Origin of the sequence: Staphylococcus sp. FSL H8-0121, from assembly GCF_038008425.1 — a bacterium.
Classification (GTDB): Bacteria; Bacillota; Bacilli; order Staphylococcales; family Staphylococcaceae; genus Staphylococcus; species Staphylococcus pasteuri.
The window spans coordinates 994,307-1,017,117 of the sequence record NZ_JBBOZB010000001.1 but is presented as its reverse complement, the minus strand read 5'-3'; the positions used below and the strand labels follow the sequence as shown (position 1 = coordinate 1,017,117).

Sequence of the window (22,811 nt, the reverse complement as noted above, 5' to 3'; positions counted from 1 at the left end):
TTCAATGGATAATTTATATGCTTAGTAAAAAAGTTAATGGAGGTGTAATCATGGCAACAACAGAATTCGGCATGAAAGTAAGAATGGAATTACTTAAACGTAACATCACGAATAAGCAACTAGCAGATATGTTAGGTATTTCAAGTGCTTACTTATCAGATATCTTACGTGGACGTAGAGATGCATTTGAACAAAAGAAACGAATTGCGAAAATCTTAGAAATCAAAGAAGAGGTGAAAAGTTAATGAATGAAATTCAACAGCTATTCAATTTAAAACGTAATGAAGATGGAACAGTTGCAGTAAGTGGTCGTGAATTACACAAAGGATTAGAAATCGGAACTCAATATGATAAATGGATGGAACGGATGATTGCATACGGTTTTGAAGAAAATATCGACTATATCATTCAAAGTGTAAAAGTACAAAGTCAAAAAAGACTACGTACTTATGAACAACTCGACCACATCATGACACTAGACATGGCGAAAGAAATTTCAATGATACAACGTAGTGAAATTGGAAGAAAAATCAGAGGTTACTTCATCAAAGTAGAAAGACAACATAATGAGTTAGCGAGTGCATACGGAATTACTTCATTAGATGATATGAACCAACTTATTGAACAATTAGTTAGTGACAAACTCGATTACTTAATTTCAACAGGAAAAGTAAGTAATCAGAAATTAGAAGAATTAAACGAAAAATTCGAAGGCGAATATGTAACGCCACAAGACATTGACGCTATCAAATTTGCTATCAAGTCTAAAGCTGAACAAATTCTAGGTAAAGCTGGTATTCAAGTAACGATAGATGAATTCCTAATCGGAGATGTATATGAACAAGCATTAGCAAACAGGAAAGCTAAAGAAGAGTATCGTCATCAATTAGGAAAAGTTAAATCTAAATTATTAGTTAAGTCTAAAAAAAATCTTGGTATGAAAGGTAACGCACCTAACAACCACATCAAACGTAAAGACGTAGACCTAATAATTCAATTCATCAAAGATGTTAGACCATCTGCGATTGAAATATAGGAGGAATCATGATGACACCAGAACAAAGAAACATACTTACGATTGTTCATTATTACTTACAAATGGATAGTAACGATGAATCAGAAACATACGAACACACTATAGAAGAAGCAGGCAAGATAGAAACAATAGAAGTAAGCAGAGAACAACACTTAGAAGAAGTAATGCGTTGGGCAGCACAAGAATTAGAAAAACACTTCGAACTATTACCAGAACCCAAAAATGATTAATACCCACAATCGAACAAACAACTTAAAGGAGTGAATGGAATGCGAGAAGAAAATAAAAAATCTCGATGTAGTGACAACCACATCAAGATTACTGGTTGGGAAATAGTTGATATTAACAGAAAACTAAACTTCTTTAATTACTTACTAATAATTTTAATAGTGCTAGAAGCATTCCAAATACTCCTGTTATAGAAGGGATCAAGACTTTAAAAGTCGTTTTCCAGAAAGCTTTTCTACCAACGGTGATTATACCAAACAATCGAACAAACAATTTAAAGGAGGAAATGGAATGAAATATTTAAATCTAATCAAAAAAGCACTCTTAATAGCAACTACTGCAATAGTTACTAAAAAGGTGCTTGATAGAAAAAGACCTAAACTTATTCATCAATTAAACATTAACGGAAAAGATTTAGAAATTAAAAAATTAAAAATAAACAAAGCTATTAGAGAATTAGAAAAATCTAAAAACACGATTGATGAATTAATTGATGAAGGTATACCATTCGAGACTACTTTCTAACAAAATCGAGTTTACATCTTGGACATTTATTGTGTTTCTTCTTGGTTGTAATTTTCATACGTTTACCACAATTAGGACAAGATGTCTCGATGGTCATATGATCCTTAGCCATAGGCAACACCTCCCTTCACAAAGGGATAACAACATTATACACGAAAGGAGCACCTAAGATGACGCAAACACTTAGCGTAACCGTCCCAATTCCCGACACACATGTACTCATCGCAAAAGATGAATACGATGAATTGTTAAATTACTCACTTGATCCAGTTTGGGACTTAAAAGAGTTAAAACGCAAATTGAAAATGTCATCTGATGACACTATCAAAGACAGATTATTATTCAATCCTAAATTTGAAAAGTTACTTAAACAACAAGGAATCGCACATTATCCAGATGAAAGTTTAAATCGTTGGAGATTCAACGCAAGAAAGATGAATAAATTCATTGATGAACATTTCGAAGAAATACACAGAAAGGGGAGATGAATATGAAGATACTACAACTCATTAAAATAGCACTCCTAACAGCAATTTTGGTAGAGGAAGTTAGGAATGCTAAGAGAATTAAGAATAGATTAAATTACTTAGATTCTGAAATAACGAAATTAAGAGTTATTGATCTTCGGGTGCCAAACTAACCGCAGAAATCTTTTCGTAACAAACAAAAAGATGAGTCAAATTAATTTGAGTATTACCTGAATATAACATTACTTCTTTTAAGTTAAAACCAATTTCCAAATCATGATAATTTTGTGCGTCATCACTTAAATTTTGGAGTTGGCTTATAAAATTATCATCTTTATTTTCAGAAGTATAAGGTTTCCCAATAACCAAATTACCATCGAGTACAATCATCATTTTGAAATTGTTATCTAAAGCATTCGATAGATATTGACGTACTAAATCTATTTTTACTTCGTTCTCCATATTTCTCACCATCCTTTCACGTTAGATAAAAGGATTATAGCACGAAAATATGGAGCGAAAATTAATTGCAGTAAAGATATACAAGTATACAACAGAAAGGAGTGTTACCAATGAACAAATCATTCTTAATCGCATTATTAGCATGGGTAGTGTTCTCGCTGTTCTTCACTTTTGCAGGAATAAACTTCATCACTGCAGTAGGAGTTGCAAATGTTATTAGTATTGGAGTGTTTATATTCTTCGAATACATCTACTTCGACAACAAAAAAAAGACTGAATGCTAGTCGGATAGCATTCAGTAAAAAAAGTAAAAGTTTAGAAAAAAGGCACAAATAAATTATAAAACTAGGAGAGGTATTATGCAAGAGCAATTATTGGAATTACTCAAAATCGCATGGCAGAACGAATGGCGACTTAAATCTCAACTAGCTGAACGTGATGAAGAATTAGAGCGTCAACGACGAATTATGCAATCAGAAATCAATATGTATAAAGAACAAAAAGAAATGTACAAAAGAGCATTCAAAATTTTAAAAGGAGAATGTGCAGATGAAAGAAACAGTGACTTATCTCATTAAACGTAAAGACATTGACGATGAATTATATATTACTAATCGCCCTAGTGAAAACTTTCCAGATATCAAATACTCAACTAATAGACGAGACGCAAAAGACTTCGACGGTATGGATAACTCAGTAATTGACATGACTAAACACAAAGCTATTAAAAAAATCGTTAAAGAAACAACTGAATATGAGGAGGTTGAGTATGACTGAACAAACATTATTCAATCAATTAAACAGTAAAGATGTAAATGAACATGTAGAAAAGAAAAACGGTTTAACTTATCTTGCGTGGTCTTATGCACATCAAGAACTAAAGAAAATAGATAGCAATTACACAGTTAAAACACATGAATTCCCACACCCAGATATACCTTTAGAAAACTATTTTGTACCATATTTAGCTACACCAGAGGGTTATTTTGTACAAGTGTCAGTGACTGTTAAAGGTCAGACTGAAACAGAGTGGTTACCAGTATTGGACTTCAAAAATAAGTCACTACCTAAAGGTAACGCAACAACATTTGATATAAACAAAGCTCAAAAGCGTTGTTTCGTGAAAGCTGCAGCACTTCATGGATTAGGTCTTTATATCTATAACGGCGAAGAAGTACCAAGTGCAAGCGACAATGCAATTACTGAGTTAGAAGATAAAATAAATCAATTTGTAACTTTATCACAAGAAAAAGGTAGAGACGCAACATTAGATAAAACAATGCGTTGGCTAGGCATTAGTAACATAAACAAAGTGAATCAAAAAGAAATCGCACAAGTATATCAAAAATTAGATGCAGGACTAAAACAGTTAGATAAAAAGGAGACTGAATAATGAACACAGTAAATCTAATCGGAAATATAGTAGCTAATCCAGAACTAAAAGGTCAAAACAGTAATGTGGTTAATTTCAGAATTGCAGTCCAACGACAATTTAAGAATAAACAAACGAATGAATACGAAACAGACTTCATCAATTGTGTTGCGTTTGGTAAGACTGCAGAAATTATCGCTAATAACTTTACAAAAGGTAATAAAATCGGCGTTACTGGTTCTATTCAAACTGGTAGTTATGAGAATAAGCAGGGTCAGAAAGTGTTCACTACAGACGTTGCAGTTAACAACGTAACTTTTATTGAACGAAAGAATAACAATCAATCTAACAACCAACCACAACAGCAAAGTGGTAATAATCCATTCAATAATGACAACAACGTAAATATAGATAATGACGATTTACCATTCTGATTGGACTGATTAAATGGCTTTAATCAAAAATTACATCACTGAAGATGATGGCACAACAACCGTCGTCATCTCTGGTGTTGAATTAGGAAACAAAGAAACGTTACTACTCGATAACGGTTTAGAAGTCGAGGTCGATGTGCAGGTCGTAGATCCGTTCAAAATCACTGGTAAACAACGTAGAAAGATATTTGCACTTGTAAAGGACATAGAGGCTCATACAGGCTCGCCAATGGATTACATGAGGCATTTATTCATCGAATACGTAAGGACTTACTACGGCTACGACAACCGCATTTCATTAAGTGACTGTACACGTACACAAGCAGGCCAAGTTATAGAAGTAACGTTGGACTGGATATTCCACAACGATATACCACTTAACTATAAAACAAGCGACCTACTAAAAAATGATAGATCATTTCTTTACTGGTCGACGGTCAATCGTAACTGTGTCATATGTGGCAAACCACATGCAGAACTTGCACATTATCAAGCAGTAGGACGAGGACGTAACAGACGCAAGATTAATCATATAGACAACAAAGTATTAGCTTTGTGTTCAAGTCATCATCGAGAACAGCACAACATAGGCATGGACAGTTTTAATGAGAAATACAAATTACATGACAGTTGAGTGGACGTAGATGAACGACTCAATAGAATGCTTAAAGGAAGGTGAATGTATGAAAAAACGTGATCATATCATTTATCTATCGATACTGATCCTAAGTTTAATAGCGATTGTTCTTTCAATTGTTTCTCTTTGTATTTAGTAATATAAACACCTTTACTAGTGTAAATTTCAAAATTGTAAGCATTCAAAATTTTTTCTAAATCAAAAACAATAAATATCTTATGAGAAGCATAGGCATTTAGGTTAATTGGTAACAAACTGCTTTCATTTCTAATGTGTTTAGTTTTAGTTAATAACACTTTGTTTTGAATACATTCAAATTTTGAGCTTTTATCTTCATCTATTAAGACTATTTTAGTGATAGAAACTGGATTTTTAGTTTCATTTATTACATTCAATTCAAATACATTCCTTTCATAAGAGACAAAATGATTTTTTAAATCTACTGAAATTTTCAATTGATTTTCTTTGTAGTCATGCCAGTACTTATAAGCTGTTAAACATAAAGAAATTATTGAAACTATTAACGCAATTAAAGAAATCCAATTCATTTTTTAACACCTCAAAAATATTATATCAAAAAGGAGTTGAGTGGATGAACAACTTGTTGATTGACGATTATCCAATACTCGTACTGCCTAAGTTAGCAACTGAGATAGGACTTAACGAGGCAATCATATTACAACAAATTCATTACTGGTTAAATACCAGCAAGCACCATCATAATGGTAAAAAATGGATTTACAATTCTTACCCTGAATGGCAAAAGCAATTTACGTTTTGGAGTGAAAGGACTATCAAGCGTACATTTGGAAGTTTAGAAAAACAAAATTTATTACATGTTGGCAACTATAACAAAGCTGGCTTTGACCGTACAAAATGGTATTCAGTTAATTATGAAACGTTAAACAAACTAGTGGAACGACCATCGGGACAAAATGACCCGACGATGAGGTCAAATTGGCACGATGGAATGGGTCAAAATGACCCGACCAATACCAGAGACTACACAGAGACTTCTTCAGAGAGAGACAAGGACGTCGTGTCACATGTATTTCAATACATTAGTAATAATTTAGAAATTATACAAAGTCCATTAAAAGCACAACAACTAGAAGAGACTATAAATGACTTTAAAGATAACAAACTAGACATCGTTACTGTAGCTACTGATTACTGTAAAGAAAACAACAAAGGTATTAACTACCTTATCAAAGTATTAGAGAACTGGAATAAAGACGGTGTCGATACTAAAGAAAAAGCAATAGCTAAGGTTACACCTAAACAACCTAAAGAAGATGATTACTTAGCTAGGAAGAAACAAGAAATATTAGGAGGTTAGACATTATGCCAATGACTAAGGCTGAAGCATTCGAAATCATAGAGCTAGTTAATAATGTCTACGATATGAAGTTTAATGATACCAAGTTTGACTTGTGGTTAGAACAAATCATGAATTATGGCGACTACGACAGAACCTTACACAAAACTAAGAAATACATTAGGGAAAGCCGTTATAAACCTACAATTGCACAAATTATTGATCGTAAACCACCAGAAATGGAAAGTGCAGTGATACCAGAAGAACAAACTGATAAATATAGAATGCAGCATGATAAAGAATTCAGAAAGAACCGACAACAGTTAAGAGAACAATGGCAAAAGATGAAAGAAGATTGGGGGTTAGATGATGACTATTGATGTATTGAACACCGAAGAGTCGATAATTTCTAATCTTATGCGTAACCCAGAGTTACTAGGCAAATTCAGATTAAAACCAGAGATGTTTACTGACAAGAAGTTAAAAGGGTTTCTGGAATATGTACTCGAACAAGGCAAAGTTGATGTTAATCAAATTTATTTTAAAAGTCGTGATGACAACGAATTTATATCTACTGAGAGACTAGGTCGAATATACAACTCAGAGGGAACTGACAAGGTATTTTTTATGGATGACCAATTGAACCTATTACAAGAATACGTCTTGTCACAGGCTCGTGAGAAAGTCTCAGAGTATCAATCAATGCCAACTAAGAATAATTTTAATTATTTGGTCGAGGAATTAGAAAAATTAAAGGGCATGACGATTAAAAAAGCTGACGCTACTGATAGTTTTTTAGCTGAGGTTGTCGAAAACATATTATCTGATGAACCGAAACAATTTATTAAAACAGGGGTTTCATCTATAGACAATAAAATTATTGGTTTTGAACCAGGTCAACTCAATGTGTTAGGTGCTAGACCGTCGTTAGGTAAAACGGCACTTGCTTTAACAATGATGTGGAATATTGCAAGACGAGGTTATCCAACAACGTTTTTCAGTTTAGAGACAGGTGGCAACAACATTGTCGAGAGATTAGTAGCGTCTATTACAAACATACCACTTACCAAAATTAAACAAGGTAATGGACTTGATGACAATGAAGTTTCAAATGTTATGAAAGCAATTGACCAAATCAAGAAGTGCAAGTCATTAAAGATTGAAGACCAAGCACAAATGACACCACAAGACGTTAGGGAAGTAGCGTCTCAAAAGTCAGATAAACCTCATGTCATCTTTATTGATTACCTAACACTTATGCAATCAGACGTACCTCAAAGAGATAGAAGGTTAGAAGTCGAAAAGATATCTCGTGATTTAAAAATCATCGCAAAAGAAACAGGTTGTATCATCATCGCATTATCGCAGTTAAGTCGTGGTGTTGAATCTCGTAATGATAAACGCCCTATGATGTCTGATTTACGAGAGGCAGGCGGTATTGAACAAGACGCTAACATGATTTTCTTTCTTTATCGTGATGATTATTACGATAAAGATCAAGTTGATGTGGATACTGGTAAGTCTGATATTGAGTTTATCATATCGAAAAATAAAGACGGAGAAACTGGCGTGGCACATATAGAATTTTATAAAAAAACGCAGAGGTTTATTGGATGAAAGTATACGAATATCAAAAATTACTAGGCATTATGTATCGAGAAGATTATCAAAACGACTCACTCATCGCTAAAACACTATTAGAGGTTGGTTGGGCGTTAGATAGATTGTTAAAAGCTGGCACAATAACACCATTTAATCAGTACGAAGACGTCCAGGAGTTAATCATGAACGAGACGAAATGGAGAGATAAAGATGGGAATTATCGAAAGGTACTACCTATATAGAGAAGATGGCACGGAAGATATTAAAGTCATCAAGTATGAAGATGATACAAATGAGGTTTATTCGCTCACAGGAGCTCATTTTAGCGACGAAAAGAAAATCATGACAGATAGTGAGCTAAAACGATTTAAGGGCGTGTATGACCTCAGATACGAAAAAGAACTAGGGTTACAAGCAAACTTATTTGAATTTTTGTAGAGGTGGCACATGGAAATAGAAATTAAATTTAATGAAACATATAAAGCACCTATTGGATCACCTCGCCCAAGGTTTCGTAATGCAGGTAAATTTGTTCAAACTTATATGCCAACATCATACACAAAGCACAAGACGTATATACAGGGACAAATGCCGAAATTATTAACAGATAAGAATTTGAAAGTGTCGTTGTACTTTTATTTTGAACCACCGAAAAGTTGGTCCAAGAAACGAAAGTTAATTGCAATAGGCACATATAAACGTACTAAGCCAGATGTAGATAATTTGATTAAGACAGTATTAGACGCTGCAAATAAACATGTGTGGCAAGACGATAATCAAGTAGTGCATATAGATAGTTACAAGATGTATGCCGAAGAATCGAAAATCGTCATGGTCATAAAGGAAGTGGATTAAATGCCAGAAGAAACAGTAAACGCGGAAGTCACAATCAAGGTGATTATACAAGAAGAAACAAATAATAAAGAACAATTAATCAAAGATATAAAAGATAGTCCGTCAGATGTATTTCAGGGCTATCACAGAGTAACTGGGGTATCTATAGAAGAATTTTAGGAGTGGAGTAAATGAAAGTAATCAAATGTGCAATAAAGCGAGAAGAATTAGATAGGATTTTAAATGAAAGAAATATGACATATACACAGTTCGCAAGTGAAATATACATTGATCAAACCTATCTATCTAGATTAGTAAACGGAGAAAGATATATCTCGGATAATGTAAGACGAAATATACAAAATTATTTGAAAGTAGAGTTTGACGATTTATTCGAACAAGTCGAAATAAATAAATCTAATGGTTACAAACAAATCCCAGAATTGATTTTAACTAAGAAAGAAATAAATGAATTAGTTGAAACAGGTAGTAAAGAATTGTTAATTAGTGGCAAAAAAATAAATTTAAAGGTGGTTAATTAAGATGATTGAACAAGTTCCAGAATTCTATAAAGGCGATGGGTTGAATTCAAAGCAATTGTACGAAATCCAAAGAGCAGAGATGAGACACGAAAAAGAATTAAAACGTAAACGTAGAGAAGAAAGATTAGCTAGAGCCAAACGTTCATTGGAATTATTGAAAAAGAACAGAGTTGATAGTAGTTATTTTAGAAATCTAGAAAGAAATAATTTAATCGCAACAATCAAAACTGATTCATACGGCAGAGTGCAAAGGGGATAGAGAGATGAGGATAAAAGATTTAAATGCTGGAGATTGGGTGCAATTTATAGGAGATAATGGACAGTCGCAATATGGTAAGTATACTCAACGTTGCAAAAATTTAGTGACTGGTGAGGATTTTACCGACTTGATTATGCATAATGGACAAACCTACAGACTAACTGATAATGATGATTTTGTTGTGGTAGACTTACCGTTTACACAAAAGCTAGATGAAGTAGTGGGCGTATCTAATAGAACACCGAAACATTATCAAGGTAGTGACGGGATAGACGTGATTGAATTCTTATATCAACAACTTTCATTTGAAGAATTCAAAGGCTATATGAAGGGCAATATGATTAAATACCCTGTGCGTAGTGGCAGAAAAGACAATGAAAAAGAAGATATCAAAAAAGCGTATGACTATGCAGGAAGATTACTTGAAAAAATGGAGTGATTAATCATGATCTATATGTATGAACCATTTGTACATACTATCACTAAAACAACTGTTAAGCATTTAAGTTATATTACTGGTATTCCAGAAATGACAATATACCAACAGAAACACAAAGGTCAGTTTAACTATAAACTAAATTGTTTCTTTACAGACAAACTACCACGTATAAAAAAGAAACAAGAAATCAATGAGCTTATAAAAGTAAGTGATGAAGTTTGGAAGTTCAATGAACATTATCAATTGTATGTAAGTAATCTAGGTAGATTTAAGACATTAGACGGACAATTTAAATTTGCTAATAACAACAAAGGTTCATTGAACATCATTTACAAAAATAAACATCATCGAGCTAGCGACATAGTATTTAAAACTTTTATTGCAGGTATTCAGAATGGTATGCACGCGTATCCTAAAAATAGAATTTACAACGACATCACCGCAGATAATTTATTTGCAACGTCATTCAAGAAATATAGATTGTACAGAATAAATAAAGGTTGTTCTAAAGCGGTATATCTAATCGATTCTAATAACAACATTGTTGAAGAGTATTCAAGCACTAGAGAGGCTAGTAAGCATATGAATTTAGATAGAACGAATGTATCAAGGAAATGTAATAGAAACCACGTTGAAGATGGATTAATGTTCATGTGGGTAACTGATTACAAAGAGGCAGCACAATGACAACTAACACATTAGAACTCTCATCAACGATCAACCAACGTTATAAATACGATACAGCAGGCAAGACACCAACTCAGATACAAAGTGAATTGCGTAAAAAAGGCGTACAAGGTTTTGTGGTTAAGGTGGCTGGAAGTAAAGTCACGATGAAAGTATTAGAAGAACACATTAAAAGTAATAGGGAGTGTATGAGATGAACATCAAAAAACAACTATACACATTTAAAGCAACATGTACCAATGTTGTTGACGGGGACACGTTAGACATTGATTTAGATTTAGGGTTTGAAACATTTGCTAAAAGGCGTGTCAGGTTACTCAATGTTGATACGCCAGAGAGAGGTCAAGAAAATTATAGTAAAGCTACTAACTTTACTAAGCAATGTGTAGAGAATAAGAAAATATATGTTCAGACGTATAAAGATGATGCTTTCGGCAGATATTTAGCCAATGTCTTTTATGATACAGGTGATGAGATACGTTCGTTGAATGATGATCTGCACATTAATCAATTAATTAAACCTAATTCGAAATGGAATGAATCAAAATAATCAATTCGGAGGACAACGATAATGACTAATCAATTAGATCAATTAGTAAAAGCAGTAGAAGAGTGGAGTATCGATAAAGGACTTGATAAAGGTAATAGCTTTACACAGTATGCTAAATCAAGCGAAGAAATGGGTGAGGTTGCTGCTGCACTATGCAGAGACAACACAGACGCTCTCAGAGACGGTATAGGAGACGTTGTTGTTACTTTAGTGATTTTGGCCCAACAAAATAATATGACGTTACGGGAGTGTTTAGAACAAGCTTATGGAGAGATTAAAGACAGAACAGGAGTCATGTCAAAAGACGGGAGCTTCATCAAATCAGAAGACATCGAAAGATAAAGATATTCTGACTAAAATTCGGGAGGTGTTGGGGAAGTGAACGACTTATTCTTATTAGGTTTATTAGCGATAGGTGTATTCGCTGTGTTGTATGTATTAACAATTATTGTAGCTCTAGCGTTATATAACAAAAATAAAAAAGAGTATGAAGAATTCAGAGATAAAGTAAATAAAGAACGCCGTGAATTTGAAGCTATGGCTTATAAGAGAATGGAAGAACAACGTAAAGAAATGAATCAATCAAGAGTAATATCCCATGTTAATAAAGAATTAGATAAACATTTTAAGGAGTGAGTGGGAATGTATGGTATTAATTACAAAAGCTTTTAAGAAATAAAAGAACAAATATTATATAAAAAAGTAACTGCTTGGACCGATGAAACATTAACGCTAGATGATGGAACAGTAATTGAAATAGTTGAAAGTGAACAAGACTGCTGTGCACACGCTGGGGGAACATGGACGAATGTAAAGCTAGACGCAGTTATTACTAACGTGAAAATAGAAGACGAAATTACACGTCCTCAAATTGAGGATTATCCATATGAAGAAAGTGAAAGTCTTGCTACTGTAGTTCTGTATCATAATCAAAATCCGATTGCACAAGGTGAATGTTATGCGGATGCAGGTAATGGTGACTTTTATTACAGTGTTTGCTCATTAAAAATTAAAGACGTTCATTATCCAGTGGTTGAACATTAATGACACAATACCTAATCACAACATTCACAGATTCAACAGGACGCAAACACAACCACGTTACACAGTCGAGAGATAATCAAACATTTACGGTGGTTGAGGCAGAGAGTAAGGAAGAGGCGTTGAAAAAATATGAGGAGGCAGACAATGATTAAACATATTTTAAAATTACTATTCACATTAGCAATGTATGAGCTAGGTAAGTACGTTACTAATGCAGTAATTGAACACTACAGATATAGAGAAGATGAAGTTGATAAACCACCACAAGACTTTAACCAACATGATCATATCCATTTAAACGCTGAGGTGAGTAACTAATGTGGATAATCATATCAATCATACTTGCAGTTATTATATTATTCCTTGTTGGAAATAATGGTATGTTACGTAATGAAAACAACGGTTTGAGATACACTAACGTATACTTATTTACTCGTTTTGTTAAAGATAATGGTGAAGAAGGGATTAGAGAGTTACAAGAGGAAATGGAAAAGGTAGCTAACAAGTTTAATAAAAATTAATAATTTTTTAAAAAGTAGGGTAGCTCAATACCATGATTTGATATAAAATGAAAAACACTATACAAACAATCTGGAGATGTTTTAAATGTTAAAGACTACCATTAAAGTTAAAAATGAAAAAAGAGAGCTAACTAACTTGGAACTACAAAAGATGCAAGATAATGCTTTAGATCATGGTATTGTTAGTAACAGAATAAGGGATAATTGGACTGAAGAAGAAGTGTTTAACGTACCTAAAGGTATGAGCCGTACTCAATATGCTGAGTATAAATCTTTAAAAAATTTAGAAATTGCTAATAAAAACGATAAAAGTAACGACACACGAAATACTCTAAAGAAACCATGGCTATATAAAGTAAGACAATTACATGGGCGTTCAGTGTATGTACAAAATCAAATGGATAACAATTCTTTTGTCAAACTGAAAAAGGATTGCTATGGAAGAATGCAAAGAGTTTAAAATTAATTATATATATATTTAAGGTAAAGGTACTAATTTACTCTAGTACCTTTATAATTTATACTATTATTAGTACCTGGTACTAAATGTAGGTAACGGAGGTAGTACATGTATACACGTGACGAAGTAAGAAACATGATAGACAATTATAAGTGGATGCGTAATATTATTGAAGCACAGGTATATGATGCAGACAGTACATCTACTGCACAATATGGTATAGAAGCAGTAATGCCTAAAGCTAAAGGTGGAACAGGTGATAAAGTATTAGTCAAAGTGTTAGATAGAAATAGAGAGTATCGACGTAATGTTAAGCTACTCAATAAACTACAGTTCATAGATAAGTATGAGGAGTATGTAACTAATGAGATGAACTATCACATACTTCAATTAATTAAGATAGGCATCAAGCACAAGACTATCATGGAGCTTATGGAGATAAAGAGTAAGTCTACATTCTATGGATGTGTTAATGAGATAGTCAATGTATACATGGATGCACAACAAGGTTACTATGATTAAAGGGTTCTACAAAAGGTAGTATCCTTATATGATTAAGAGGTACACTAAAAGTGCGTACCACATATGATTAATCGAACCAATCGAACACATCGAACTAATCGAACCATGTGTGCATTAGTCATATCAATAACATTATACTAGAGTCATACGATACGAATACATGAGGCACATCACATAGTGGTGTGTCTTTCTTTGTTATATAAGAGGTTTAACTATGGAAGATTACAATGAATACAAAGAACGTAAACGATTCTACAATAGTAAATCTTGGGAAGATGTTAGACAACAAGTTTTAAAGCGCGATAACTATGAATGCAGTTGGTGTCGTGAGGAAGGTAAGGTCACAACAACTGGATTAGAAATAGATCACATTCAAGAGTTACAAGACAGACCAGATTTGAAACTTGAACCAGATAATCTTAGAACACTTTGTAAAGCTTGTCATAATAAAAGACACACTCGATTTCAATATGGTGGAAATCAATTTAAACCAAAAGAACAAAAGTGGCGAGATGAAAAATGGTAAAAGAACACACCCCGGGTAAAATCATTTCCCGATTATTTCCCGATAGGGAGAACGGCGTGAGGGCTCGACTTCTCAAGTTTTCATAATTCTTTCATATGTAACCCTAACCCCGCCCAATAAAGTAGAAAGGAGTGAATTAAATGCAATTAACTGCAAAACAACGCAAAGAGCGTGAAAAGTTAGTCGATAAAGAAGAAAAAAGGTTACATGCCATCTTCAAAGATATCCCACAAGAAAAACAGAATGTAGTTCAAGGTCTTATCATTCAAGCAGCACGTATGCGAGTGATGCTCAACTATATGTGGGAAGATATACAAGAGAATGGCGAATATGATATGTTCCAACAATCTCAAAATGTACCTGCCTATGAGCGTGAACGACCAATTGCTCGTTTGTACAATACGCGTGACCAATCTTATCAACGTGTGATGAAACAATTAACCGATTTATTACCTAAAGATGCTAAACCAGTTGAAACTGATGAACCAGTAGATGATTATGTATGATTTATAACAAATATGTAGATGAGTACATTCAACAATGGCGTGACGGTAAAATCATTTTAAATCAAGAACGTATTGATCTAATTAACTATTTAGAAAATCATGTTTTAGTGAAAGATAACATCTCCTTTGATGATGAAAAGATAGATAAGTGCACCAAATTTATCAATAAATGGTACTTTCCAGTACAACCGTTTCAGAAATTCATCATTGCTTTTTTATTCTTAATGGATGAAGAGTTAAACACTCCATATTTCACAGAATTCGCTTTATTCATGGGGCGTGGTGCAGGTAAAAATGGTTTCATAAGCGCAATTAGTGATTTCTTCACTACACCAATACATGGTATTAAGAAATATGACATTTCAATTGTTGCAAACAGTGAGGACCAAGCGAAAACATCGTTTAATGAAATATATGATACTTTGCTTGAACATAAACGAAATAAAGTAGCAGAAAGACCGAAAGCACCTTATGAAGTCAGTAAAACAGAAATTAAAAATAGGGCTACTCAATCGATAATCAAATACAATACTTCAAATACGAAAACTAAAGATGGTGGTCGTGAAGGTTGTGTAATCTTTGATGAGATTGCTATTTATGAAACAGCGGATATGGTAAACGTCAAACGTGGTGGTTTAGGAAAAGTGCCGCATGACAGAACGTTTTACATTTCAACTGACGGTTTTGTCCGTGAAGGCTTTATGGATGACATGAAAGATAGAATCTTAGAAGTGTTGGAAGGCAAGAATACGGAAGATAGGATTTTCCCATTTTATTGTAAACTTGATGATCCTAAAGAAGTTGATGATGAAACGATGTGGGAAAAAGCTAACCCAATGCTACACCCACCATTAACAGGATATGCAAAGAATTTAAAAAGAAAAATTAAAGAAGAATATAATGTTTTGCATATCAATCGCTCAAATAAACCAGAATTCATGACAAAACGTATGAACTTACCTGAAGTCGATGAAGAAAAAGTTGTTGCGCCATGGGAAGAAATCAAAGCTACGAATAAACCTTTACCTAATCTCGAAAATAAAGCCTGCATTGGAGGTCTCGACTACGCGTTAGTTCGAGATTTTGCCAGTGTGGGCTTATTGTTTAGAGATAATGGCGAGTATTACTGGTTAACACATTCGTTTATCAGACGTGAATTTTTAGAAACAACACATCTTGAGCCTCCGATTGAGCAATGGGCAGATGATGGTTTATTAACAATCGTTGATGATGACGTCATTGATATTTCATACATTGTTAATTGGTTTTTACAACAACAAAGTAAATACAATTTAACGAAAGTCATATCAGATAACTTCAGAACAGATATTGTTAGACGACCATTTGAAGAGGCAGGGATTCCATTAGAAGTGATTAAAAATCCAACTGCTATACATGGTTTGCTCGCACCTAGAATTGACACCATGTTTGCTAAGAAACAAATTACCTTTGGGGACAATCCATTGATGAGATGGTTCACAAACAATGTGGCAGTCAAAATGCAGCCAGATGGTAGTAAGAAATATATCAAAAAAGATGAAGTTAGACGTAAAACTGATGGTTTCCATGCCATGTTACACGCACTTTATCGTGCAGATGAGATATTAGAGTATGATCAACCGTTTATCATGGCAGATATTAGCTTTTAGGAGGTGGGATTTTGAGTATATTCGACAGAATTATGGGCAGGAATGAAGCAATCGAATTTAGTTATGATTTTGAATTGTTACATGAGACGTCACACAAAGCTTACATAAAAAAGTGGGCATTAGATACGTGTATAAATCATATAGCTAGAACAATTAGTCAAACTAAATTTGAAATTATTGATAGTGAAAGTAAAGATACATCTTCGACAACGCACTATAAATTGAATGTTAGGCCAAATACTGATGAAAGTGCTGCAACATTTTGGCAAAAGGTAATACGAAAGTTGATTTATGATAATGAAGTGTTAATTGTTGTTACTGATTCAAAGGATTTAGTTATTGCAGATGACTTTGTGAGAGAGGAATACGCACTCTATGATGATATATTTGACCACGTCATAGTACGTGAGTTCGAGTTTGAACGTTCATTTAGAATGAGTGAAGTGATATACCTTGAATACAACAATGAAGCAATTATAAATATGTTATATGGCTTGTTTAATGATTATGGTGATATCTTTGGTCGAATGATTAAGTCTAATTTAATGAGTAACCAAATTAGAGCTACCTTAGGAATGGAGGCTAATACACCATTAACCAATGCAAGCAACGAGGACATGCAGAGATTTATTAATAATGCATATAAAGCATTTGAAAATAATGACATAGCTATTGTTCCAGTTCAAAAAGGTTATAAGTATGAAGAACATACATCTAGTAATACAAAAAACACATCACAAATCGATGATATGGCTAAAGTACCTAACCAGTTACTAAGTTATGTTGCTAGAAACTTAGGAATACCAGTTGGATTGATTAATGGAGATACGGCAGATATAGAAGCAATGACTGATAATTATATGAAGTTCTGTATCAAACCGATTATTGAAAAAATAACCGATGAATTGAATGCTAAATTGTTTAGCGAACGAGGATATAAAGAAGGTAAAAGAATTAAAGCTATAAGTATCGACCAAAAAGGACCACTTGAAGTGAGTGAAGCAGTAGACAAACTCATTGCAAGTGGTTCTTTCAATAGAGATGAAATTCGAGTGCTTACAGGTTTTGAGCCTATCGGAAGTGAAGATATGCAGAAGTTTATTATCACTAAAAACTATCAAACTGTAGATGAAGAATCTACAGGTAATGAAGGAGGTGATATAAATGGCGAATAACGAAATCGACATCTACGGATTGATTGATAGCGCAACAATTGAAGGTATGACAATTAGTCCACAATATGTGCGTGATCAATTAAAAGCTATGGGAGATGTTGATGAAGTCATTGTGAATATTAATAGTAATGGTGGCGATGTTTTCAGTGGTGTAACGATTTACAACATGTTAAAACGTTTTGATGCTCACATCACAGTTAATGTTGATGGCCTTGCTGCAAGTATTGCTTCTGTGATTGCAATGGCAGGCGACACCATTAATATGCCGGGTAACGCCATGTTAATGGTACATAATGCTTGGACGATTGGTGAAGGTGATTCAAGAAGTTTTAAAAAGCAAGCGGAAGATTTAGAACGCATTAACAGTGTTGTATTTAACAGTTATGTCGATAAAAACCCTGACATAGACCATGCGATTCTTCAAGACTATATGGATGAAGAAACATGGCTAACTGCTAAAGAGGCTAAAAAATTAGGTTTAATCGACAATATTACTGAGAACTCAAGAGTTGCAGCTGCAACCACATCAACAATCTTGGGAGGTGACAAATTCATGGCTAGATACCATAACGAAGATCCTAATCAACAACCAAAAGAAACAAGTGACATCACAGCTGAAGATGTAATGGATAAACTTGAAGAAATTTTAGCAGAAGTTAAAAAAGGTAATAACAAAGGTTCGGAAGAAACTGAAAAACAAACGGAAAGTAAACCTGCAGAAAACAGTTTTGCACGTTTATTCAATATGAATATTAAATAATAAAGGAGAATTTAATTATGGCAATTGATCTAGAAAACAAACAAGAGTTTCAAAACTCTCAAAAGCTTTTAAAAGAGTTTTCGAATATGAGTTCTAAAGCTTCTGATGAAGAAGTGAAAGAAAAATACACAGAATATATGAATGCTTATTCTGAAGAATTAGCAAATGCGATTCGTAAAGACATGAAACAAGAACAAGGTGACAATGCGGTATTAAATGCGCGTAATGTGAACCGTTTAACTAACGAAGAAAAGAAATTCTACAACGCATTAGTTTCAGAAGACCATGTCAACACTGATACTAACTGGAAAGATGGCGAATTATTACCTGAAACGGTTATTGACCGTATCTTCAAAGATATTGAAACTGAACACCCATTATTGAAACATATCACAATTCAACGTACTGGATTACGTGCACGTGTGATTCGTTCAGTACCAGAAGGTCAAGTTGTTTGGGGTCCAGTGTTCTCAGAAATTAAAGGTCAATTAGAGGATTCATTCTTTGAACAAGACGTTACATTAGGTAAAGCAACTGCATTTGTTGTAGTACCAAAAGATTTAAAAGATGCAGGTGTGCAATGGGTTGACCGTTATGTACGTGCACAAATCAAAGAAGCTTTCGCAGTAGCAATTGAAAAAACTGCTATTCAAGGTTTAGGTGCTGCTAAAAACCAACCAGTAGGATTAATGAATGAAATTAATCGTACAAACGGTGCGGTATCAGAAAAAACTTCTGCAGGAACATTAACATTAGCTGATGCAGAAACATCAATTAAAGAAATTGGTAACATTATCAAAAACTTATCAATTAAAGAATACTATGATAAAGACGGTAATGTTAAACGTTCTAAAGGTGCTAGCGTATTAAATAACGTTGTTATTGCGTTAAACCCTGCAGACTATATCTACACTGGTATTGCATTCATGCAATTACACAATGGCCAATTTGTAAGTCCGGTACCATTTAACGTGACGTTCGAGCAATCTGAATTTGTACCTCAAGGTAAAGCAGTAGCATTCGATAAAACACGTTATAACTTCTATGCTGGTAGTGAAGTAATCGTTCGTGAGTTCGACCAAACATTAGCATTAGAAGATATGGACTTGTATACGGCGAAACAGTTCTTATATGCAGAACCCGATGATAACAAAACTTCATTTGTATATGATGTTGATTTCAGTTCATTCGGCGCGCCTACATCAACTGACGCTGCAGCAACTGAGCCGACAGCATAGGAGGTGTATATAATGGCCAATTATAAAGTGTTAAAAAACTACAACGATAAGCAATTAGCAAAGTCTCTTAAAGCAGGAGACAAAGTAGAAATGACAGTGAAACGTGCAGATGAAGTTGAAAAAACTTTGTCTGCGAATGGTTTTAAAGGACCTTTCTTAGAACGAGTTAGAGAATCGAAGTGATTTAAATGATTACTGATACGCATGTGGAAGAATTCAAAAATCGTAATAGAATTTTTTATGATATCGAAGATGATCGTATTAAAAACGATTTAGGGATGTCTTATGAAGATATTAAAGCAAAATGTGGGGACTTCGATATGGAACAATCCTCATTAGGTCGTGAATTAGTTTATGAACGTACAAGATATGTATTCAACGATAAACTAGAGGAATTCCACAATAATTTTTTATCTAGTATTGTTCAATTTCAAATCATGAACATGGAGGTGTCAGATGATGGCACTACAACGTAATGAATTTGTGACTGGTGGCGACATGAGAACGCCAGTTGCATTTTATAAAGCAACACCGACAGACGACTTTTTTCCTGGTGAAACTGTGGAAGAGGTCGTTTTTAAGTGTTTTGCTAATGTTTATCAACCATCACAGAAAGATTTGGACATGACGAACAATCAAGCTAGTTTAACTATGGTTACGTATCATCCTATTAATATAGAAATTACTGATGATATGTATTTTGAAATTCAACTACCGCAATATAGGAATAAAAAATACAATATTCAACAAGTCTTTGATGATACAGATAACCATAGGAACATTAAGATTATTGGGAAGATTTCAGAATGAGCGTAGACGTTAAAGGTGTTCACCAAATGCTTAGGCAGATTGGCGAAAAGTACGGAGAAGCCCAAATGCTTAAAGCTCAAGATAAAGCATTGAACAAAGGTTCTAAATACTTTGTAAATGTGTTGAAAACGAATTTTGAAGTGTTCCGTGATACAGGTGCAAGTATTCATGAAGTTTCAGTTACTGACCCTTATTATGTTCACGGGAAAACAAGAATGGTTAAAGTTCACTGGCATGGTTCAATGAACCGCTATGCGATTATACATTTAAACGAATGGGGAACAATTAAAAACCCAAACCCAAGAGGTAAAGGTGCAATTGCTAGAACAATGTTTATGACTGAACGACCATTCAGAGAAATTATAAAGCAATCATTGGAAGGAGACTTGTAAATGTTTGATATGTTGAAAACTTTAAAAAAATATCTATTGAACAACGCAACAATTGCTCAACATTGTACAGGTCGAATTCGAGCTTACACATATGACGAGACGGCAGATAGGTCGAATCATTATATATTGATTGACCCTCTTGTCACCCCACAACCCGAAACCTACGCAAGTGATACTAATTTAACAACCGAATATCTATATCAAATTGATGTTCGTGGTCCTAATTATGATATGGTTAAACTTCTACAAGAAGAGATCCGTCAAACCTTATGGTCAATAGGATTTAAACAAGTGGATGGAACTGATGAATATGACACAGATTTAAAACTGTATATGGATGCACGACGCTACCGTGGAAATCCTTATACGATAGATGGTTTAAGACATATAGATAAAAATATTTAATTGATTAGCCTTTCGTGAGAAACGAAGGGCTGTTTTAATGCAAAAATTTAAGGAGGATATTTAAATGGGTAGATATAATGCCGCTACAGGTTTAGGAAAAATGTACTATGCAGTATTACAAGAAGAAAGTGATGGAACAGTTAAAACTTCAGGTATTAAAGAAGTTGATTATGTTCAAGAGCTTTCTATTGAATTTGGTGAAGAATTAGAAAAAGCTTATGGTTCTAACAAGGTTGCTGAAATTGCAAAATCAGCAGGTGAAACACAATTATCTTTAACTTTCCATAAGTTACCAATTGATGTTCAAAAAGACTTATTAGGATTAATTGAACACGAAACAAATAAATCAGTTTATGGCTTTGGTAAATCAACTGGTATTACTTATACAGCCGTAGCTATCCCACGTACAATGGAAGATGGCTCTCAAGAGTGGTTTGGATTATCAAAAGGTGTATTCACACGACCAAACAAAGAAGGACAAACTAAAGAAGATGGTGTTGAATTCGGTTCAGATGAAATCGAAGGTCAATTCATGGAACGTAAAGTTGATGGATTCGATGAAGAGTTAGCAGTGGTTATGGCTTACGATGACCAAGGCAAAACTGAAGGTCGTGACACGATTTTTAATTCAATATTCGGTAAAACGTTTGATACGGTTCAAACAACAGCTGAACCTTTAAGTACATCAACATCTTCTGATAGTACTGCAAGTGAATCTACTACAGATGCAGAAGCAACTGAACCAACAGCATAATTGATTTATAGACGACTTCGGTCGTCTATTTTTGTATACAAAAATAAAAACTAATTATTCGGTCTAAAAGAAAACCCGATGAAAAGGAGAATATAAATTATGGCAGTTAAAAAATTTATTGAATTATACGATGAAAATGGAGAAGTAAAAAAATATCATGCACCTGCTTTTATTAAAGGTAGTGTTGCACGTAAAGGTTTCAACTTAGGTAAAGAATTCCAAAAATTAGAACAAGATGGCGGCGAATTTGACGATAACTTACTAGACAAATTATATAGCTTTATTGCAAATGACTTATATGATGGTCAATTCACTGCAGAAGAGTTTGAAGATGGAATTGATGCACGTGAAGTTATCACGGTTGCAATGGAACAATTAGGCGGTATCTTAGGTGACGAGGGAAAGACAACGAAATAGATGACTCTCGTTTAAAGCCCGAAGATTTCACTTATGAAAAACAATCAGAATATCTTGATACGCTTTATAAAGAGTTGATGGAAAATGGTTGGAAAATGCCTGAGATTGACAACACAGATATTTATCAGTTACTTCGCATTATGAATAATAAGAAGAAATCTAAAACGAAGAAAGTTGGTAAAAACGAGAGCCTAATTGGAGCTATAACAGGTAAAGACCCTAGAGCTTCAAGCTAGGCTC

The 22,811-nt window shown here is 33.9% G+C and carries 49 protein-coding genes; 46 read left to right on the top strand and 3 right to left on the bottom strand.

Features of this window, described 5'->3' with window-relative positions; genetic code table 11:
• Nucleotides 1-50: 50 nt before the first annotated feature.
• The 4 genes from LFT63_RS05075 to LFT63_RS05060 all read left to right on the top strand — a co-directional run bounded on the left by LFT63_RS05075 (nt 51) and on the right by LFT63_RS05060 (nt 1,789).
• Nucleotides 51-245, top strand: coding sequence for a helix-turn-helix domain-containing protein (locus LFT63_RS05075; RefSeq protein WP_009382133.1), 195 nt, complete (start codon nt 51-53; stop codon nt 243-245).
• A complete protein-coding gene (locus tag LFT63_RS05070; RefSeq protein WP_017636937.1) occupies nt 245-1,036 on the top strand; it encodes a phage antirepressor Ant in 792 nt (263 codons plus the stop codon). The genes LFT63_RS05075 and LFT63_RS05070 overlap by 1 nt, the downstream gene beginning before the upstream one ends.
• An 11-nt stretch (nt 1,037-1,047) precedes the next feature.
• On the top strand, nt 1,048-1,266 hold the full coding sequence (tscA, locus tag LFT63_RS05065; protein WP_017636936.1) for a type II toxin-antitoxin system antitoxin TscA: 219 nt from the start codon (nt 1,048-1,050) through the stop codon (nt 1,264-1,266).
• A gap of 289 nt (nt 1,267-1,555) precedes the next feature.
• Nucleotides 1,556-1,789 (top strand): hypothetical protein, encoded by a 234-nt coding sequence (locus LFT63_RS05060; protein WP_017636934.1) that lies wholly within the window; start codon nt 1,556-1,558, stop codon nt 1,787-1,789.
• Here the strand turns inward: LFT63_RS05060 and LFT63_RS05055 are convergent.
• A complete protein-coding gene (locus LFT63_RS05055; protein WP_017636933.1) occupies nt 1,779-1,901 on the bottom strand; it encodes a hypothetical protein in 123 nt (40 codons plus the stop codon). The genes LFT63_RS05060 and LFT63_RS05055 overlap by 11 nt on opposite strands.
• Before the next feature lie 58 nt (nt 1,902-1,959).
• Here LFT63_RS05055 and LFT63_RS05050 point away from each other — a divergent pair, with 58 nt between their 5' ends.
• The gene (locus LFT63_RS05050; RefSeq protein WP_017636932.1) at nt 1,960-2,277 is read left to right on the top strand and encodes a DUF771 domain-containing protein; all 318 of its coding nucleotides are present in this window, start codon (nt 1,960-1,962) and stop codon (nt 2,275-2,277) included.
• Nucleotides 2,278-2,403: 126 nt separating this feature from the next.
• Here LFT63_RS05050 and LFT63_RS05045 read toward each other — a convergent pair whose 3' ends face one another.
• A complete protein-coding gene (locus tag LFT63_RS05045; RefSeq protein ID WP_017636930.1) occupies nt 2,404-2,718 on the bottom strand; it encodes a hypothetical protein in 315 nt (104 codons plus the stop codon).
• 110 nt (nt 2,719-2,828) lie between these two features.
• Here LFT63_RS05045 and LFT63_RS05040 point away from each other — a divergent pair, with 110 nt between their 5' ends.
• From LFT63_RS05040 to LFT63_RS05015, 6 genes are all read left to right on the top strand, one after another.
• Nucleotides 2,829-3,002 (top strand): hypothetical protein, encoded by a 174-nt coding sequence (locus tag LFT63_RS05040; RefSeq protein WP_017636929.1) that lies wholly within the window; start codon nt 2,829-2,831, stop codon nt 3,000-3,002.
• A gap of 75 nt (nt 3,003-3,077) precedes the next feature.
• Nucleotides 3,078-3,296, top strand: coding sequence for a hypothetical protein (locus LFT63_RS05035; RefSeq protein WP_017636928.1), 219 nt, complete (start codon nt 3,078-3,080; stop codon nt 3,294-3,296).
• Entirely contained in the window at nt 3,268-3,495 is a 228-nt protein-coding gene (locus tag LFT63_RS05030; RefSeq protein WP_017636927.1) for a DUF2483 family protein, read from the top strand. The genes LFT63_RS05035 and LFT63_RS05030 overlap by 29 nt, the downstream gene beginning before the upstream one ends.
• Complete coding sequence (locus LFT63_RS05025; protein ID WP_017636926.1) at nt 3,488-4,111, top strand: Sak single strand annealing protein; 624 nt, start codon at nt 3,488-3,490, stop codon at nt 4,109-4,111. The genes LFT63_RS05030 and LFT63_RS05025 overlap by 8 nt, the downstream gene beginning before the upstream one ends.
• Nucleotides 4,111-4,524 (top strand): single-stranded DNA-binding protein, encoded by a 414-nt coding sequence (locus LFT63_RS05020; protein WP_017636925.1) that lies wholly within the window; start codon nt 4,111-4,113, stop codon nt 4,522-4,524. The genes LFT63_RS05025 and LFT63_RS05020 overlap by 1 nt, the downstream gene beginning before the upstream one ends.
• A 13-nt stretch (nt 4,525-4,537) precedes the next feature.
• A complete protein-coding gene (locus tag LFT63_RS05015) occupies nt 4,538-5,158 on the top strand; it encodes a putative HNHc nuclease (protein ID WP_340768165.1) in 621 nt (206 codons plus the stop codon).
• Nucleotides 5,159-5,226: 68 nt separating this feature from the next.
• On the opposite strand, the gene LFT63_RS05010 is transcribed toward LFT63_RS05015, so the two are convergent.
• The gene (locus LFT63_RS05010; protein WP_017636923.1) at nt 5,227-5,709 is read right to left on the bottom strand and encodes a hypothetical protein; all 483 of its coding nucleotides are present in this window, start codon (nt 5,707-5,709) and stop codon (nt 5,227-5,229) included.
• Nucleotides 5,710-5,753: 44 nt separating this feature from the next.
• Between LFT63_RS05010 and LFT63_RS05005 the strand changes: the two genes are divergently transcribed.
• The 35 genes from LFT63_RS05005 to LFT63_RS04835 all read left to right on the top strand — a co-directional run bounded on the left by LFT63_RS05005 (nt 5,754) and on the right by LFT63_RS04835 (nt 22,807).
• Complete coding sequence (locus tag LFT63_RS05005) at nt 5,754-6,500, top strand: DnaD domain protein (protein ID WP_026083463.1); 747 nt, start codon at nt 5,754-5,756, stop codon at nt 6,498-6,500.
• 5 nt (nt 6,501-6,505) lie between these two features.
• On the top strand, nt 6,506-6,859 hold the full coding sequence (locus LFT63_RS05000; RefSeq protein WP_017636921.1) for a hypothetical protein: 354 nt from the start codon (nt 6,506-6,508) through the stop codon (nt 6,857-6,859).
• Nucleotides 6,849-8,096, top strand: coding sequence for a DnaB helicase C-terminal domain-containing protein (locus LFT63_RS04995; RefSeq protein WP_017636920.1), 1,248 nt, complete (start codon nt 6,849-6,851; stop codon nt 8,094-8,096). The genes LFT63_RS05000 and LFT63_RS04995 overlap by 11 nt, the downstream gene beginning before the upstream one ends.
• The gene (locus LFT63_RS04990; protein ID WP_017636919.1) at nt 8,093-8,323 is read left to right on the top strand and encodes a hypothetical protein; all 231 of its coding nucleotides are present in this window, start codon (nt 8,093-8,095) and stop codon (nt 8,321-8,323) included. Before LFT63_RS04995 ends, LFT63_RS04990 begins: the two co-directional genes overlap by 4 nt.
• A complete protein-coding gene (locus LFT63_RS04985) occupies nt 8,292-8,519 on the top strand; it encodes a DUF3269 family protein (protein WP_017636918.1) in 228 nt (75 codons plus the stop codon). Before LFT63_RS04990 ends, LFT63_RS04985 begins: the two co-directional genes overlap by 32 nt.
• A gap of 9 nt (nt 8,520-8,528) precedes the next feature.
• Nucleotides 8,529-8,936, top strand: coding sequence for a RusA family crossover junction endodeoxyribonuclease (locus LFT63_RS04980; RefSeq protein WP_017636917.1), 408 nt, complete (start codon nt 8,529-8,531; stop codon nt 8,934-8,936).
• On the top strand, nt 8,937-9,095 hold the full coding sequence (locus LFT63_RS04975; protein ID WP_017636916.1) for a hypothetical protein: 159 nt from the start codon (nt 8,937-8,939) through the stop codon (nt 9,093-9,095).
• Between the two features lie 11 nt (nt 9,096-9,106).
• Nucleotides 9,107-9,457 (top strand): helix-turn-helix domain-containing protein, encoded by a 351-nt coding sequence (locus LFT63_RS04970; RefSeq protein ID WP_017636915.1) that lies wholly within the window; start codon nt 9,107-9,109, stop codon nt 9,455-9,457.
• A gap of 1 nt (nt 9,458) precedes the next feature.
• Nucleotides 9,459-9,716: a hypothetical protein gene (locus LFT63_RS04965; RefSeq protein ID WP_017636914.1), complete on the top strand. Its 258-nt coding sequence runs from the start codon at nt 9,459-9,461 to the stop codon at nt 9,714-9,716.
• Between the two features lie 4 nt (nt 9,717-9,720).
• The gene (locus LFT63_RS04960) at nt 9,721-10,155 is read left to right on the top strand and encodes a DUF3310 domain-containing protein (protein ID WP_017636913.1); all 435 of its coding nucleotides are present in this window, start codon (nt 9,721-9,723) and stop codon (nt 10,153-10,155) included.
• 6 nt (nt 10,156-10,161) lie between these two features.
• Nucleotides 10,162-10,842, top strand: coding sequence for a hypothetical protein (locus LFT63_RS04955; protein ID WP_340768163.1), 681 nt, complete (start codon nt 10,162-10,164; stop codon nt 10,840-10,842).
• Nucleotides 10,839-11,039, top strand: coding sequence for a hypothetical protein (locus LFT63_RS04950; protein ID WP_017636911.1), 201 nt, complete (start codon nt 10,839-10,841; stop codon nt 11,037-11,039). The genes LFT63_RS04955 and LFT63_RS04950 overlap by 4 nt, the downstream gene beginning before the upstream one ends.
• Nucleotides 11,036-11,392 (top strand): thermonuclease family protein, encoded by a 357-nt coding sequence (locus LFT63_RS04945; RefSeq protein ID WP_017636910.1) that lies wholly within the window; start codon nt 11,036-11,038, stop codon nt 11,390-11,392. The genes LFT63_RS04950 and LFT63_RS04945 overlap by 4 nt, the downstream gene beginning before the upstream one ends.
• A gap of 21 nt (nt 11,393-11,413) precedes the next feature.
• The gene (locus LFT63_RS04940; protein WP_017636909.1) at nt 11,414-11,734 is read left to right on the top strand and encodes a MazG-like family protein; all 321 of its coding nucleotides are present in this window, start codon (nt 11,414-11,416) and stop codon (nt 11,732-11,734) included.
• A gap of 36 nt (nt 11,735-11,770) precedes the next feature.
• Entirely contained in the window at nt 11,771-12,028 is a 258-nt protein-coding gene (locus tag LFT63_RS04935; RefSeq protein WP_017636908.1) for a hypothetical protein, read from the top strand.
• A gap of 39 nt (nt 12,029-12,067) precedes the next feature.
• A complete protein-coding gene (locus tag LFT63_RS12645; protein WP_026083462.1) occupies nt 12,068-12,436 on the top strand; it encodes a DUF7448 domain-containing protein in 369 nt (122 codons plus the stop codon).
• Nucleotides 12,436-12,588, top strand: a complete 153-nt coding sequence (locus LFT63_RS04925; RefSeq protein ID WP_017636906.1) for a DUF1381 domain-containing protein — start codon at nt 12,436-12,438, stop codon at nt 12,586-12,588. Before LFT63_RS12645 ends, LFT63_RS04925 begins: the two co-directional genes overlap by 1 nt.
• Nucleotides 12,581-12,754 (top strand): transcriptional activator RinB, encoded by a 174-nt coding sequence (rinB, locus tag LFT63_RS04920; RefSeq protein ID WP_017636905.1) that lies wholly within the window; start codon nt 12,581-12,583, stop codon nt 12,752-12,754. Before LFT63_RS04925 ends, rinB begins: the two co-directional genes overlap by 8 nt.
• Entirely contained in the window at nt 12,754-12,957 is a 204-nt protein-coding gene (locus LFT63_RS04915; RefSeq protein WP_017636904.1) for a DUF1514 family protein, read from the top strand. Before rinB ends, LFT63_RS04915 begins: the two co-directional genes overlap by 1 nt.
• Before the next feature lie 85 nt (nt 12,958-13,042).
• Nucleotides 13,043-13,417: an SA1788 family PVL leukocidin-associated protein gene (locus LFT63_RS04910; RefSeq protein WP_154836106.1), complete on the top strand. Its 375-nt coding sequence runs from the start codon at nt 13,043-13,045 to the stop codon at nt 13,415-13,417.
• A gap of 108 nt (nt 13,418-13,525) precedes the next feature.
• Entirely contained in the window at nt 13,526-13,939 is a 414-nt protein-coding gene (locus LFT63_RS04905; protein WP_208969818.1) for a hypothetical protein, read from the top strand.
• A 214-nt stretch (nt 13,940-14,153) separates the two neighbouring features.
• Nucleotides 14,154-14,465: an HNH endonuclease gene (locus LFT63_RS04900; RefSeq protein ID WP_154836109.1), complete on the top strand. Its 312-nt coding sequence runs from the start codon at nt 14,154-14,156 to the stop codon at nt 14,463-14,465.
• A gap of 140 nt (nt 14,466-14,605) precedes the next feature.
• A complete protein-coding gene (locus tag LFT63_RS04895) occupies nt 14,606-14,971 on the top strand; it encodes a hypothetical protein (protein ID WP_072291780.1) in 366 nt (121 codons plus the stop codon).
• A complete protein-coding gene (locus LFT63_RS04890) occupies nt 14,968-16,620 on the top strand; it encodes a terminase TerL endonuclease subunit (protein ID WP_154836111.1) in 1,653 nt (550 codons plus the stop codon). The genes LFT63_RS04895 and LFT63_RS04890 overlap by 4 nt, the downstream gene beginning before the upstream one ends.
• 11 nt (nt 16,621-16,631) lie before the next feature.
• The gene (locus LFT63_RS04885) at nt 16,632-17,795 is read left to right on the top strand and encodes a phage portal protein (protein ID WP_340768156.1); all 1,164 of its coding nucleotides are present in this window, start codon (nt 16,632-16,634) and stop codon (nt 17,793-17,795) included.
• The gene (locus tag LFT63_RS04880; protein WP_340768155.1) at nt 17,785-18,555 is read left to right on the top strand and encodes a head maturation protease, ClpP-related; all 771 of its coding nucleotides are present in this window, start codon (nt 17,785-17,787) and stop codon (nt 18,553-18,555) included. Before LFT63_RS04885 ends, LFT63_RS04880 begins: the two co-directional genes overlap by 11 nt.
• Before the next feature lie 17 nt (nt 18,556-18,572).
• Complete coding sequence (locus LFT63_RS04875) at nt 18,573-19,793, top strand: phage major capsid protein (protein WP_340768153.1); 1,221 nt, start codon at nt 18,573-18,575, stop codon at nt 19,791-19,793.
• A 12-nt stretch (nt 19,794-19,805) separates the two neighbouring features.
• A complete protein-coding gene (locus LFT63_RS04870) occupies nt 19,806-19,976 on the top strand; it encodes a hypothetical protein (protein WP_177244129.1) in 171 nt (56 codons plus the stop codon).
• A 5-nt stretch (nt 19,977-19,981) separates the two neighbouring features.
• The gene (locus tag LFT63_RS04865) at nt 19,982-20,269 is read left to right on the top strand and encodes a hypothetical protein (RefSeq protein WP_002452336.1); all 288 of its coding nucleotides are present in this window, start codon (nt 19,982-19,984) and stop codon (nt 20,267-20,269) included.
• Nucleotides 20,250-20,603, top strand: a complete 354-nt coding sequence (locus LFT63_RS04860) for a phage head-tail adapter protein (protein ID WP_228065464.1) — start codon at nt 20,250-20,252, stop codon at nt 20,601-20,603. The genes LFT63_RS04865 and LFT63_RS04860 overlap by 20 nt, the downstream gene beginning before the upstream one ends.
• The gene (locus tag LFT63_RS04855; protein ID WP_154836115.1) at nt 20,600-20,995 is read left to right on the top strand and encodes a hypothetical protein; all 396 of its coding nucleotides are present in this window, start codon (nt 20,600-20,602) and stop codon (nt 20,993-20,995) included. The genes LFT63_RS04860 and LFT63_RS04855 overlap by 4 nt, the downstream gene beginning before the upstream one ends.
• Entirely contained in the window at nt 20,996-21,400 is a 405-nt protein-coding gene (locus LFT63_RS04850) for a hypothetical protein (protein WP_154836117.1), read from the top strand. It begins immediately after the preceding gene.
• Nucleotides 21,401-21,464: 64 nt separating this feature from the next.
• Complete coding sequence (locus LFT63_RS04845) at nt 21,465-22,154, top strand: major tail protein (RefSeq protein ID WP_154836119.1); 690 nt, start codon at nt 21,465-21,467, stop codon at nt 22,152-22,154.
• 99 nt (nt 22,155-22,253) lie between these two features.
• On the top strand, nt 22,254-22,571 hold the full coding sequence (gpG, locus tag LFT63_RS04840) for a phage tail assembly chaperone G (protein WP_029056527.1): 318 nt from the start codon (nt 22,254-22,256) through the stop codon (nt 22,569-22,571).
• Entirely contained in the window at nt 22,568-22,807 is a 240-nt protein-coding gene (locus LFT63_RS04835) for a UPF0158 family protein (RefSeq protein ID WP_201454198.1), read from the top strand. The genes gpG and LFT63_RS04835 overlap by 4 nt, the downstream gene beginning before the upstream one ends.
• Nucleotides 22,808-22,811 lie beyond the last annotated feature (4 nt).